The 13,203-nt window shown below is 52.9% G+C and carries 10 protein-coding genes and 2 pseudogenes; 8 read left to right on the forward strand and 4 right to left on the reverse strand.

Annotated elements, in window-relative coordinates:
* Positions 1 to 84: 84 nt before the first annotated feature.
* Together MSKU9_RS03940 and MSKU9_RS03945 are read left to right on the forward strand one after the other, a co-directional pair.
* Positions 85 to 432 (forward strand): annotated as a pseudogene (locus MSKU9_RS03940) (transposase); the annotation flags it as partial.
* Positions 433 to 489: 57 nt separating this feature from the next.
* On the forward strand, positions 490 to 1,299 hold the full coding sequence (locus MSKU9_RS03945) for an IS5 family transposase (RefSeq protein WP_141260039.1): 810 nt from the start codon (positions 490 to 492) through the stop codon (positions 1,297 to 1,299).
* 85 nt (positions 1,300 to 1,384) lie between these two features.
* Here MSKU9_RS03945 and iolG read toward each other — a convergent pair whose 3' ends face one another.
* The 4 genes and pseudogenes from iolG to MSKU9_RS03965 form a co-directional block, all read right to left on the reverse strand.
* Positions 1,385 to 2,392, reverse strand: coding sequence for an inositol 2-dehydrogenase (gene iolG, locus MSKU9_RS03950; protein ID WP_141260040.1), 1,008 nt, complete (start codon positions 2,390 to 2,392; stop codon positions 1,385 to 1,387).
* A gap of 137 nt (positions 2,393 to 2,529) precedes the next feature.
* A complete protein-coding gene (locus tag MSKU9_RS03955) occupies positions 2,530 to 2,715 on the reverse strand; it encodes a hypothetical protein (RefSeq protein WP_141260041.1) in 186 nt (61 codons plus the stop codon).
* Positions 2,712 to 3,074, reverse strand: coding sequence for a hypothetical protein (locus MSKU9_RS18505; RefSeq protein WP_141260042.1), 363 nt, complete (start codon positions 3,072 to 3,074; stop codon positions 2,712 to 2,714). Before MSKU9_RS18505 ends, MSKU9_RS03955 begins: the two co-directional genes overlap by 4 nt.
* A gap of 849 nt (positions 3,075 to 3,923) precedes the next feature.
* Positions 3,924 to 4,031, reverse strand: a pseudogene (locus MSKU9_RS03965) (transposase); the annotation flags it as partial.
* Positions 4,032 to 4,851: 820 nt separating this feature from the next.
* Here MSKU9_RS03965 and MSKU9_RS03970 point away from each other — a divergent pair.
* From MSKU9_RS03970 to MSKU9_RS03990, 6 genes are all read left to right on the forward strand, one after another.
* Positions 4,852 to 7,395 (forward strand): amino acid adenylation domain-containing protein, encoded by a 2,544-nt coding sequence (locus tag MSKU9_RS03970; protein ID WP_162515720.1) that lies wholly within the window; start codon positions 4,852 to 4,854, stop codon positions 7,393 to 7,395.
* Positions 7,396 to 7,473: 78 nt separating this feature from the next.
* Complete coding sequence (locus MSKU9_RS03975) at positions 7,474 to 8,535, forward strand: hypothetical protein (protein WP_141260044.1); 1,062 nt, start codon at positions 7,474 to 7,476, stop codon at positions 8,533 to 8,535.
* Between the two features lie 359 nt (positions 8,536 to 8,894).
* Positions 8,895 to 10,403 (forward strand): CYTH and CHAD domain-containing protein, encoded by a 1,509-nt coding sequence (locus tag MSKU9_RS03980; RefSeq protein WP_227002367.1) that lies wholly within the window; start codon positions 8,895 to 8,897, stop codon positions 10,401 to 10,403.
* Positions 10,404 to 10,452: 49 nt separating this feature from the next.
* Positions 10,453 to 10,581 (forward strand): hypothetical protein, encoded by a 129-nt coding sequence (locus MSKU9_RS18740; protein WP_264371837.1) that lies wholly within the window; start codon positions 10,453 to 10,455, stop codon positions 10,579 to 10,581.
* A 74-nt stretch (positions 10,582 to 10,655) separates the two neighbouring features.
* The gene (locus MSKU9_RS03985) at positions 10,656 to 11,852 is read left to right on the forward strand and encodes an MFS transporter (protein ID WP_227002368.1); all 1,197 of its coding nucleotides are present in this window, start codon (positions 10,656 to 10,658) and stop codon (positions 11,850 to 11,852) included.
* Positions 11,853 to 12,156: 304 nt separating this feature from the next.
* Entirely contained in the window at positions 12,157 to 13,134 is a 978-nt protein-coding gene (locus tag MSKU9_RS03990) for a LacI family DNA-binding transcriptional regulator (protein WP_227002372.1), read from the forward strand.
* Positions 13,135 to 13,203 lie beyond the last annotated feature (69 nt).

Consider the following 13,203-nt stretch of genomic DNA (forward strand, 5'->3'; position numbering starts at 1 on the left):
CCAGCTCGCTATCATGTTCGATGAGCGGTTCCCAATGGCCTGAAAAAATGGCACCGCACAAAATTCTACACAGTCTCAGGCACACCGCTCAGCTTCTTCATGACGGCAGGGCCTGTGAGCGATTACACGGGAGCCGCAGCCCTTCTCGATAGCCTTCCCGTCGCATAGTGGATGCTGACCGATCGTGGGTATGACGCCGACTGATTTCGGGATGCCCTGGAAGAGAAGGGAATAAAGCCCTCTATTTCTGGCAGGAAATCCCGCAGCAAACCCGTCCCATACGACAAGAAAAAATACAAACGCCGAAACCGGATCGAGATCATGTTTGGACGTCTCAAGGACTGGCGGCGTGTCGTAACACGCTACGATAGATGTCCAACTGTCTTCTTCTCTGCCATCTGCCTCGCAGCAACCGTCATGTTCTGGCTATGAGTTCTGAGCCTAGAGGGTGTTATGTACTTTCGTGCGTGATTGGTTCAGTAATGCTGAATGACGCAAGTTCGGAAGCCGTATCCCTCTGACGTATCAGACGAAGAATGGTCGTTGGTTGTCCCGTATCTGGTTCTGATGCGAGAGGACGCGGAGCAGCGGCGGCATGATTTGCGCGAACTGTTCAACGGATTGCGCTACGTGATCCGCTACGGAATTGCCTGGCGCGCCATGCCGAACGATCTGCCGCCCTGGTCGGCGGTCTATCAGCAATCCCGTCGCTGGATGGAGGCAGGCTGCTTCGAAGCACTGGCGTCTGACCTGCGGGCTGTGCTGCGCATGGCCTCCGGCCGCAAGGCGGAACCCACGGCGGCCATCCTCGACAGCCGAACCTTGCGTTCGACACCGGAGAGCGGACCGCGCGCCGGATATGATGGGGCGAAACGCAAAAAGGGCTCGAAACTGCATATGGCCGTGGACACGTTTGGCCATCTGCTGGCCCTGCACGTCACGCCAGCCAACCGGGACGATCGCGCCGCAGTCGGACGCCTCGCCGCTGCCATTCAGGAAGTGACGGACGAGAGTGTCGAACTGGCCTATGTCGATCAGGGATACACCGGCGAGAAGCCGGCCGAGGCAGCGCGGGCCCACGGTATCGCCCTTGAGGTCGTTAAACTGCCCGAGGCCAAGCGCGGCTTTGTCTTGCTGCCGCGCCGATGGGTCGTAGAACGGTCTTTCGCATGGGCCACACGATGCCGCAGACTCGTCAAGGATTACGAGCGCTACGCTTCAACGCTCGCAAGTCTCCATGTCGTCGCTTTCGCATGCTTCATGCTCAGAAACGCCGCTATACTCGCTCACGGTGCATAACACCCTCTAGACGTTCCTCATCGACTGAAAATGCGGATACAGGCAGAATTGGCCATGCAGTCCCGGCCGCATGGCCTGAATATTGTTATCCTATTTCACTTACATCGACGATGCGTCCGTCCTGCAGCGATTTCAGCGCGGCTTCGGCAAGGACCAGCGCCTGTCTGCCGTCATTGTAGCTAACGCCAACGGGGCTGCCATTTTCCACAGCATCGACAAAGGCATCAATCTCCGCATCGAACGCCTCACGGTAGCGCTCGATGAAAAAGTTCAGCAGGGGCGCCGCGTGGTCGGTGAACGTGCTGCCAGACAGCACCATATGATGGGGGCGACGGTTTTCGGAAACCGCCATGCCCAGACTGCCAAAGGCTTCGACCCGCTGGTCATAGCCATATGTCGCCTCACGTGAATTGATAAGGATCGCCTGTTTGCCCGAAGCCGTGGTCATCACGACCGTGATGGTGTCCTCGTCATCCAGCGCGTTCATAAGGTTCGGCGCGATCAGACGCGATCCCACGGCAAATACCCTGGTGGGTTCCTGACCCAGAATGTAGCGGGCCATGTCAAAATCATGGATTGTCATGTCCCGCAGGATCCCACCTGACTTTTCCAGATAGGCTTCCGGCGGGAAACCAGGATCGCGTGAGGTGATGATAAGCTGATGCAGTTCCCCGATCGTGCCGTCACGAACGGCTTCGAATACTGCCCTATGGCCGGGGTCAAACCGTCGCACGAACCCGATCTGGACCGGCAGGGTCGTATGCGCGATGGCTGCGGCACAACGATCTACCCGCGCAAGACTGAGGTCAATCGGTTTTTCACATAGCACGGGCTTGCCCGCCGCGATTGCCTGTTCCAGCAGGTCGGCATGGGTATCGGTTGCGGTTGCGATCAACACCGCATCCACGTCGGGCGAGGTAAACACCTCGGCTGCGGATGCCATTACGGGGGCGCCGGTTTCGTCGGATACCGCCTGCGCCGCAGCAGGGTTGATATCATATACTGCCGCGACATGTGCCCTGGGGTGGGCTGCAATATTGGCGGCATGCATGGCGCCAATACGGCCGCAGCCCAGAACTCCAATTCCAAGCATGAGAGGTCTTCCTGATCTGATATATGATGGGTAAGGAACGGTACCTGTTCTGGCTGTTTCTCAGCACAGAAAAGAATAGTCGATGGTATTTCTTTCCCCTGGTGCCCGGAATTGGACAGGAAAGAGGGACAGCATAGTCAGCGCCGGAGCGACCGCTCGGCTCCGGTGGCCTTGCCGGGCCTACTGATATTGGCAGGCATGACCGCAGGGGCTGCGTTGTCCATGCTGTTGCAGATATAGGTCAGGGCGCCCGCAATCTGGTCATCGTACGGCTTCCAGGCAAAGGTCGATATCGCTGCCCCGGTAAGGTTGGCGGCCGTCATTGAGCCTCCGGTGTTCCGTAGGACGATATTGAGCAGACTGTTCGGGGGCATGGTGGCCGCCCACCGACGTTGTTGTTCAGCGTCTTGCTGCGGTAATCGCGCATGGATATGGTCTGCATATTCTTGTTATGTAAGACGTAAGTTTCCGTTTCCGGGGTATTCAGGATATCCTTACTTACGAAACAACCGAGTTTATCGGGGTCACGAATGGTTGGAAAGTTGGTGAGGGTGTCGCACCATGTATTCCGTTCGATCGCAACAGCTTTTAGCCCCGTGCGTGTCAGTTTCGCCGTCATCACGGGACAGGACCAGCCCAGCCCGATACTAACAATATCGACCGTTGGCCTTTTGTAATTCATTTAGATGCGCCTTGTTTTTATTGTCATTGTAGGTAGGACAACCCGAACATACTGTTTTGCCACGTATGCCAGTATCCGGCGTAGTCCGCCAGGTGCAAGGGGAGGGATAGGTTGGACAACATTCTCTTTGCCCCGTTTCTTACGCTCCAGTTCCGGTAGTTGTAAATCGTGCCCCACTGCCTCCGATCGGTCTGCAGCCAACAATGTCGCGATTACCACTGTATATGGGATCGGCCATATTTTACGGTATTTTCAGAAGAAATACAAAATATTGATGGCACTGGCCTGCTTGTATTCTTCTGGTGTGTTCAGCAGCGCAAGGCCCATTGTGTGGCATTGATATTCTGATCGGTAGCAGGTAGCGCCTTTACAAAGGCCATATGGCAGCCAGCGTCAATCTGTAATCCCGAATATTACATAATTCCCATAATCGATCGCTGTGATAGTGAAAAGAAGTAAGCAGAGGCTGCAGTATATGGCACTGCGTGGTGTATGGCGCGCGATGTCGCCAGTGGCGATTGACAGATGCGTAGCGACGGGGCTTGTAGTTGGCCCTCTTGTCATGTCACCCTATTTTCTCCCTTAATTAAGGGGGCCGCTGCGGTAATGGTCAGGCCGGGTCGTACCGGCTGTTTATGACCGCGTCTGGTCCCGTGCCGAAGCTAACGCAGCGGGTAGAAACAGGTTATAATTAAACTTTGCATGAATTGATGCAGGACTGGCATCGTTCATGCACTCATCCTGGTGCAGAAAAGAACCGCGTTAGGGGGACATCGATCAACAGACACGTCGAACGACCAGTCTGTCAAAGACACCCAGGCGGCTCCACCGGATGAACCAGTTGTATCAGGTCTTGTGAGGGCCGTACCCATTCGGAGCATCTTTCCACTGAAACCCGTTTTGGATGACATAAACAATCCTGCTCAGAACCCGCCGGTCATCCACGTGCGGCACTCCGTCATCCTCACTGCGGCTACAGCAGGCTATATCACGGCCTAACAGGCCCTGACATGTTGCATGCGTTCTGGTTCGCTATCCACGATGGTGCCATTCGTTATGTAAGCCAAAGAATTTAACGGGATGATGCTTACGTTCTGATAATATTGTATTAATAAACTTCACGACAAATTACCAATAAAGATGATGAATATTATATGCTTTCATGATGAATGAGTCATCTTCCCAATGAAGTTCTAAAAAATTTTATTACATATTTATTTCACTAACATGATTTTTTTGTTGATGGTAATACTTGATGGTTGGCATGGATTGTGGAAAGTACGTCCATGAAATTTGAAACATTTTGAATTACTCCGGAAACCGAATGAAAATGTCAGCGTTTTTTGCAAGGCTTTTCATTTTCCGTGATTCTACCGAAGAAAACTCATACTCTCTTTTGAGTGGGAAATCGTACCATGCCATTCTTTTTTATAAAACGGGATGCAGCGTATAGGGGAATTCATATCCAGACAGATCATGGTGTAAAATTTTCTGCGCAGGAATTGTTTATTCGACAATATATTCTGCATATAGTACGGCTGGGTATATCTTATTATAAAATAAAATACAAATATATATTTCATATATCAATTTTTTTAAAAATAATTCGATAATATATATGACGCATTTTTACAAAATGCACGCATATCTATCCATGGCGCCATGATGTGCCAATCGATTATAAAAGAATAATTGATACTGTACAGAAACATATATCATGTTTCTGGTTTGCAAAGGAAATTCGGCCCACGAATTCTTCCATGGAGTCTTATGCGCCATGCCATCTCATATCAAATCCTCCAGTCTGGCTGTAATTGATAAAGAGTTTCAGCAACAGACAGTACAGAGAATTCATCATTTATTTGTCAGGCAGGTCAGTATTCGTCCTGATTGTACCGCACTTGTGTATAATGATCAGGTGTTGTGTTACCGGGATCTGGAAGAACGGTCCAATCAGTTGGCCCGACATTTACGTGGTCGTGGTGTCCGTGCCGGGACATTGGTGGCGATATGTCTGGAACGTTCACCTGAATTAATCATAACCATTCTGGCCGTTATGAAAGCCGGTGGGGCATACATTCCCCTTGATCCTGCCTATCCTGCCGAACGCATTGCAATGATGCTTGCAGACTGTGTTCCTCCGCTTCTGGTTACGCAATCCAGGCTATTTGTTACTCCAGATTTTTCTGGATGGCGTCTGGCACTGGATGTCGAGGCGGGAATGATCAATGCATGGAGTACAACGCCCCTGGATGAAAGCGCAAACAACATAGATCTGGCCTGTATTTTCTATACATCAGGATCAACAGGTCGTCCAAAAGGGGTCGTGCTGCGCCATACTGCAAGCGCGGTTATTGAAAGTCTGGCGGAAACATTCAGGCCTGAAGATCTGGCATGTGGTGCGGTAACAACCTCAATCTGTTTTGATCCTTCAATACTGGAAATATTCCTGCCCCTCAGTGTTGGTGGCACCGTTCTGCTGAAGCGTGATCTTCTTGAACCCTTTGCACCAACTGAAATGCCCACATGGCTGAATGGTGTTCCTTCAGCTTTTGCTTTGCTGGCTCAGGCACGCCGTATTCCTGATTCCGTTCGTGTCATCAGCGTTGGCGGTGAAAAGCTGACGGCGATACTGGCACGGGAGATTTATGCAAAATCATCCGTTCGGGCGGTCAGGAATCATTACGGTCCGACCGAAGCAACCATCTGTACTACAATTGCTCATGTGCCACGCGATATTCGTGTTGATCCGCCCATTGGCAAGGCCATAGCTGATGCACGATTATATGTAATGGATCAGGACGGGAAACCGGTCACGCGCGGCGAAATGGGAGAACTGTTCATCGGCGGCCCATTACTTGCCATTGAATATCTGAACCAGCCCGGACTGACGGCTGAACGTTTTGTGTCTGATCCATTCGTGCCGGAAGGAAGGATGTACCGTACTGGCGATCTTGTGCGGGAAATGGAAGATGGCAATCTGTTGTTCTTGGGACGATGCGGACGGCTGATAAAATTTCGTGGATATCGTATTGAACTGGATGAAGTGGAATCCGCGCTGGCGCGTATTCCGGATGTTCATGCGGCTGCGGTCATTGCGGTCGAACGAGAAGAAAGAACTGAACATCTTGCAGCCTTTGTCGTGTCGGATCAGTCCGTGACACTGGCGCAGGTACGACGCGCGCTGCGCACGATGTTGCCTGATTACATGCTGCCCACACGGCTGACGGTTCTGGATCATCTGCCATTAAGCCCAGTGGGGAAAATCGACCGTGCAGCACTGACCGCAATGGAAGTGGATGAAATGCAGGATATCGTAAGTTCCGGTAACGTCCTGCGTCCGGTGGAAGAAGTGGTTGTCGGCGTATTCCGCGATATTCTTCAGCAGCCATTCCTGACTCAGTGCGACGACTTTTTTGATCATGGCGGAGATTCCCTTCTGGCTGAGCAGGCCGCCATACGGCTGGAGGAACTGCTGGGGCATGTCATTCCAGCTTCGTTGCTGTACCATGGACGCAACGCTCAGGCCCTTGCCCCCATCGTGCAACGACAGGAGAAGGTTCCGGGCCATATTACGGTGCTGCAGGCGGGTGGGGATAGAACGCCCATATTCTGCCTTCCTGATGTTTTCGGTCGCCCCCTCAGCTTTCTTACCTTTGCCCGGCATTTCCAGGATGACCGTCCGATTTATGGGCTGTCAGCGGTCCCGCTGGAGGCTGAACTGATCAAACGGCCCGTTCTGGCCAAACTGACATCCGCTTATGTAACTGAAATGCGGAAACTGCAGCCGGTTGGTCCATATATACTGGCGGCATATTCCGCCGGGGCAATTCCAGCGATAGATATTGCCTGTACACTGGAAAATAGTGGCTGCATGGTAACGTTGATATTGATTGATCCACGGACGCAGCATATCGCGGTAGATGTTCGAAACTGGTTACGTCGTTACAGGCGCGCTGCCCATACATTCGTGAAATCAGGATACCAGAAAGCCCGTAACTGTATCCGGCAGCGGGACCTGCCGGAGTGGATACCTGTGGCCTATCGTGAAATGGCGGTAGCCCTTGTCCGGGCAGAAGCCGACTGGACCCCGCGTATTTATAATGGCCGTACGATTATTGCGATCTGCCGTCCCCAGTCACGGCTGACCAATGGGCTGTTGCACCTTCGCACGACCATCCTGCGGTGTGCGCCATATGGCTGGGCACGGGTTCTGAAAGGGAAAACCGTTACGGAAGTATTCGATGCTGATCATTATGACATCATGCGTGATCCGTTCATTCATAACCTGATCCGTTTTGTCCGGTTGCATCTTATATAATAAGGTAAAATATCAATAATTTTATTCCGTTTGATGAAAAAAGTAATGCGCGACATAATAAAATAAAGGATGAAGCCCGTGAAGCATGAGCATATCTTTCTTCCCATGCCCAGGAATCTTTTGCATGGAAACATATGGGTGGACCGTGAATTTGGTCCCTATCTTGTGCAATACGTAAACAGTCTGTCCCGATATGCTGCTGGGGCAGTAATGGATACCTGCCCGCACCGTGCTGCTGATATGGTGTATGGGCCCTATGCGCTGGACCTGAATGAATACAAAGTGCCTGATGCCCAGCGTAAAGCCGACCATGGTATGTTTGACAGGTATTTTGGTATTGCGCGTGTTAACATGGATGTCAGTCCCATCGATATGCTGGGCGCATCGTGCATTATTGTAATGTCTGCATTCCTTGGCATCAAACAGGCTGAATGGTTATACAATACCGATCAGTCACGTAGTATTATTGATGGAATGTACACAGTTCTGAAATGGGTTCTGTCATACCATGATCATGATATGGAACAACCATATCATGATATATTTCAACGGATCAGCACTGCATCATCCCAGTTGGGACCCGGTTCGGAAAGAAATAATATATCTCCGCCTCTCATTCTTAACCGATGGAAAATAGGGCATCAGATTTTTTTTATCCTGATCCAGGGTATTCTTCTATGTTGCCGGAATATTTCCAGTGAACCTGATCTAAAAAAAGTAAATACCCTTGCACGTGATCTGCAGTACGTTCTGGTGGCATCCCGGTTTGCCATGGAATTTGCAGGAGATATGCTGCCTGCGGATTATATTTCTGTTGTTCGGCCACATATGTCGCAGATGTCACCATCCTTTAGCGGGCTTTTCCTTGAAGACCATGCCGTGATGCTGATCGAATTTAAAAAAGTAAATCAACGTATTGGTGCGGATGACAGAAGTGGACTGGTCAGTATCATATCGGAACTGTACGAAGCGCATGCCAGCGTGTGTGAGCACGTAATGGGAAAGAACAAACAGAGTCTGATGTCAGCCCGGCATAAGAGCGATACGCTGTCCGCGGCCCATGATTTGCGTAACAAATGGCTGAAGCGTGCGACATCAAGATTCGATCCTCCGGATAAACCTGCCTCCTGTCCCTTTTAACGGGAAATGTGATATCTGGTTTAGGTAGATATATTAATAAATATATATGGCCAGGAATGTCATATTCGGCCCCCATTCCTACGTCTTTTGTGGTATCCTGCGCCGTCTGGTCAGCAGAAGATGGTTAAGATATCGTATTGTAAATAATCTGCTGGCCGAACGGAGGCAGAGCGTCCCTGTTCGCGCGAAGGCCCATATGGACATGTTCGCGGGGATTTTTACATGCGTCACTTTTGTTAAAAAACGCCACTATAGTGTTGCCTGAGTGCGGGACGGGCGTTTTATCTTGCGAAAAGAACCTGAACCAGAGGGAACGATCTTGTGATGGATCGTATGAAAGAAAAATGTCTGGAAAGGATATGATCCCTCCGCGGGAAACCGAACTGAAGCTGCTTTTCACGGATCAGGCCCATGCCCTGCTTGACCGGCATTTTGCTGCAATAAATGGGGAGAAGGGTTGTAAGAAGCATCTTGTCACAACCTATTATGACAGTCCGGATCTGTTGTTAAGGCAGTCCGGGCTGTCGCTACGTATCAGACGTGCAGGCAGGCAGCGCATCCAGACCCTGAAAGCAACTGGAGAAGGAAATCAACTGGCGTTGGATCGCAGGGAGTGGGAATGGGTCATCAAATCAGATCGGCCTGACCTGTCTGTGCTATCAGAGACCCCTTTCGGACCGCAGATAACCGCCTTGCAGGAAAAACTGCTACCCGTATGGGTATCGGATGTGCACCGCACTACGCATATATTCCGGCACGAGAGAGCATTGGTGGAGGCCGCCATTGATGAAGGCTGCGTTCGGGCCGGTAGTGCGCGCGACATGGTGCGGGAACTGGAACTGGAGATCAGGGAGGGGCCGGTAAGGGTTCTTTACGATCTGGCGCTGGCGTTGCAGGCTGTTGTTCCCCTGCGGCTTGGCGTCCTTACAAAAGCTGAACGCGGCTATCGTCTTCTGACCGGTGCACCAGCAGTCTCCGTGCGGAACGGTCGGCCCCTGCTGAGCGGGAAAATAACGCTTGCTGACGGTTTCAGCATCCTGATCCGGTCTGGCCTGAATACGTTGATCAATAATCAGCCCGCAGCCGAGGCTGGCGATCCCGAAGGTATACATCAGATGCGGGTAGCCATCCGTCAGTTACGCACCATGCTTCAGATGATCGCGTATAAGGATCAGGATCGTTCTGTTCTGAATCTGTTTCAGTCTGAATTGCGGCGCATCGGGCGTGAACTGGGTGAAGCACGTGACTGGGATGTATTGTGTCTGCAAACACTGCCCGCAGCCTTCGCGACGCATGACGAGGGCGATCTGATCCGCATGCTGACTGATGTGGCCCAGGAAAAAAGAACGGCTGCCCATCAACAGCTTCGTCGGGAACTGGAAACACCAGCCCTGACAACGCTGATACTTTCCCTTGCCGCCTGGATTGAAGAGACTGCTTTTCCCGGTGGGAAAGACGGTCAGGCGGTTTCCCTATCCCATATTGTGCCAAAGCGGCTTGATCGCCTGGCGCGCAGGGTAAAGGGCAGGGGAAAGCATATCCGCGGACTTTCACCGCAAGAACGGCATGCCCTGCGCAAATCGCTTAAGAAACTGCGCTATGGCGTCAATTATTTCTCTGCTCTTTATCCTGCCCATGCCGTGAAAACCTACGTGAAGCGATGTAAGAAGCTGCTGCGGCATCTGGGGGAGATCAATGACGCGACTGTCGCTGCGACTTTGATCGGCACACTTGGCGAAACGCATCTGGAGATCGCACCGGTTGTGGGCATATTTGCGCGCTGGAATGATAAACGTCAGCGCCATGCGCTTCGCTCCCTTGCATCTGCATGGAAAGTTTTCCGCGATACCGAGCTTTTCTGGCACTGATATCTTTTGTCTGTTTGGGAAACCGGGACACCAACAGGGGCTGGCGTATATGACCAGCCGGTCCCACTGGCATGCCGTCAATGACGGGCTGGTTGCAATCAGGCAGGTTGACGCCACGTTGAAGGACGCGTATGGGCCAATGCCAGACGGGAAAGCATATGCCGTGCGTCCCGCGTAAGCGTTAACGTCAACCAACGCATTTCTGTTGTTATCTGCCATAATTGGCAGGGACGGCACATGCAGGATGTTAACGTGCAGAACCCAGATTCATCTACCGGTTTTCCTGACGTGGGGCGTTCCGGGCTTTATTTCGGTATTGTCCTTATCGGTGCCAATCTTCGTGCGCCCATTACAGGTCTGGGGCCGGTACTACCCGCCATCCAGCATGATCTTGGTTTCAATGATACGACTGCGGGACTGCTGAATTCCCTGCCGTTGCTGATCTTTGCCCTGCTTTCACCCGTGGCTCCGATCGTGGGACGGCGACACGGTCTTGAGCGAATTCTTGGCATGGCGTTACTTGGCATCGCGCTTGGCACGGTCATCCGCTCCATAGCGATGCCGGGGGCTTTGTGGTTCGGTACCATAGTCCTCAGTTCCGGTATCGCTTTTGCTAATGTCCTGCTGCCCGGCCTGGTGAAGCGTGATTTTCCAACGCATGCCGCAGGTCTTGTCGGTCTTTATGCTGCCGCCATGGCGGGCATGGCCGGTCTTTCGGCCGGGCTGGCCGAACCCGTTGCGCATATGTCTGGTCTGGGCTGGCAGGGTGCGATCGGAATCTGGGCGTTGCCTGCACTTGTGGCGCTTTTTGTATGGATGCCGCAGTTCCGCGTCCGGCAGCATTACGTGTCTTCAGCCATTACCGGTGGCAGCGCCTTTGTTTCACCGTGGCGTCATCCGGTTGGCTGGCAGGTATCTCTTTTCTTCGCTTTTCATTCCCTTGTGTTCTATTCGCTGGTGGACTGGTTTGCATCATATGCGGCCAGTCGGGGAATATCCCTGTCTTCCGCCGGTTTCATGCTGCTTGTTTTTCAGGTGGTGGCCGTTGCGACCAACCTGGGCAGCGCCCCTGTCATCCGGCGGTTGAGCGATCAGAAATTACTGGGATTCAGTTGCGGGCTCCTGCTGCTGATCGGTACGGGAGGGCTGGCGTTCATGCCCGATCTTTCACTGTTATGGCTCACCTGTGCCGGTTTCGGGGCGGGTATTGCCATGGTTACAAGCCTCTCCCTGTTTGGCCTTCGTACGCGTGACCATCATCAGGCGGCTGCCTTGTCGGGGATGGCGCAGTTCATCGGGTATTCGGGCGCAGCGACTGGACCATTGCTGGTCGGTCTGCTTCATGATGCAACAGGTGGCTGGATCGCTCCATTGTGGCTACTGATGGGATCGAGCATTCTGGCTGCAGTTTTTGCGACATTGGCCGGACGCAGCCGCACGATTGGATAGATGCCATGCGGTCCGTCCCTTGTTGCGTGATTGACCATTCGATTGCGTGCCTGAACGAATGGTCGGCAAATGGCAGGGCATCGCCCACGAATGACCGGATCCGGGGGGCGCGGCGCCCATGTGGTGCAATCCCGATGCTTTGACTGTATGTCGACTACGGATATCGTGCAGGATATGGCAATTACGGTCATGGGCCCTGCTGTCAGCATGGCGTTACAGATACGCATGGGGTAGACCTGTCATGAAACATGATATGCGGGAGTGAGCCACCATTCGTGCCGTTACGTCCATTGATGTCGCCCGACTGGCCGGCGTATCCCAATCGGCTGTATCGCGTGCGTTTTCTCCCGATGCCAGCATTTCATCGCGCACCAAGCAGAAAGTACTGGCCGCAGCAGCCAGCCTTGGTTACCGGCCCAACCGTATTCCGGCCATCATGCTATCGGGTCGGTCATACATGGTGGGCGTGGTGATTGGTGGACTGGAAAACCCGTTCTATGCCACGGCGCTTGAACGCCTGGCGACCGCATTGCGTTCAAGCGGCCTGCAGGTGCTGCTCATGCATGTGGATGACGCCCTGACCCTTGATAGCGCGCTGGATCAGTTGCTGAGTTACCGGATCGATGCCGTCGTCACATCGCTTGCGATCGGGTCTAAAACGGTGGCCCGGGCATTGTCCCAACTTCAGATCCCGGTTGTCTGCTTCAACTCGTCACTGGTGGGGCCGTGGATATCAACGGTCAATTCCAACAATCACGGGGCAGGGGTCATTGCCGCGCGCCTTATGGCGGCATGGGGTGTGGCGCGCCCGGTCTGGCTGGCAGGTCCTGCCAAGAATGCAGCCTCCCGCGCACGTGGCGAAGGGTTCTGCCGGGGACTGGGTGAAGCAGGTATTCCCGCGACCGCACTGACCCGATTACAGGGTGATGATACATACGGCAGCGGGTACGACGCCATCACCAGCCTGCACAGACAGGGCATCCAGCCGAACGGTATTTTTTCCAGTAACGACATGATGGCCTGTGGCGCGATTGATGCCCTGCGCGAACGTATGGGCCTGCGCTGCCCGCACGATGTCATCATTTTGGGATATGATAACATTCCGCAGGCCGCATGGCGTAGCTATGACCTGACATCTTTCGATCAGCATACGGAACTGATGGTCACGCGCGCCATGGAACTGCTGGATGAAGCCCTTGTGGCAAAAGGCACGCCCCTTTCACGCACCCATGTTGTTGACGCGCAGTTGATCGAACGCGGTAGCACAGCCATCACCGATTGACTGAATTAGGGCTTGCACCCACGGGGAAAAGCGTCTTGTTTTGCATAGCTATGCAACCCGATCCTTCAT

The sequence above is a fragment of the Komagataeibacter diospyri genome, from assembly GCF_006538165.1.
Classification (GTDB): Bacteria; Pseudomonadota; Alphaproteobacteria; order Acetobacterales; family Acetobacteraceae; genus Komagataeibacter; species Komagataeibacter diospyri.

What these genes read in the sequence shown, in the direction of transcription:
- MSKU9_RS03945 (WP_141260039.1), top strand. Translation starts at nt 490, where the DNA reads ATGACGCAAGTTCGGAAGCCGTATCCCTCTGACGTATCAGACGAAGAA.
- iolG (WP_141260040.1), bottom strand. Translation starts at nt 2,392, where the DNA reads ATGCTTGGAATTGGAGTTCTGGGCTGCGGCCGTATTGGCGCCATGCAT.
- MSKU9_RS03955 (WP_141260041.1), bottom strand. Translation starts at nt 2,715, where the DNA reads ATGACGGCCGCCAACCTTACCGGGGCAGCGATATCGACCTTTGCCTGG.
- MSKU9_RS18505 (WP_141260042.1), bottom strand. Translation starts at nt 3,074, where the DNA reads ATGAATTACAAAAGGCCAACGGTCGATATTGTTAGTATCGGGCTGGGC.
- MSKU9_RS03970 (WP_162515720.1), top strand. Translation starts at nt 4,852, where the DNA reads ATGCCATCTCATATCAAATCCTCCAGTCTGGCTGTAATTGATAAAGAG.
- MSKU9_RS03980 (WP_227002367.1), top strand. Translation starts at nt 8,895, where the DNA reads ATGATCCCTCCGCGGGAAACCGAACTGAAGCTGCTTTTCACGGATCAG.
- MSKU9_RS18740 (WP_264371837.1), top strand. Translation starts at nt 10,453, where the DNA reads ATGACCAGCCGGTCCCACTGGCATGCCGTCAATGACGGGCTGGTTGCA.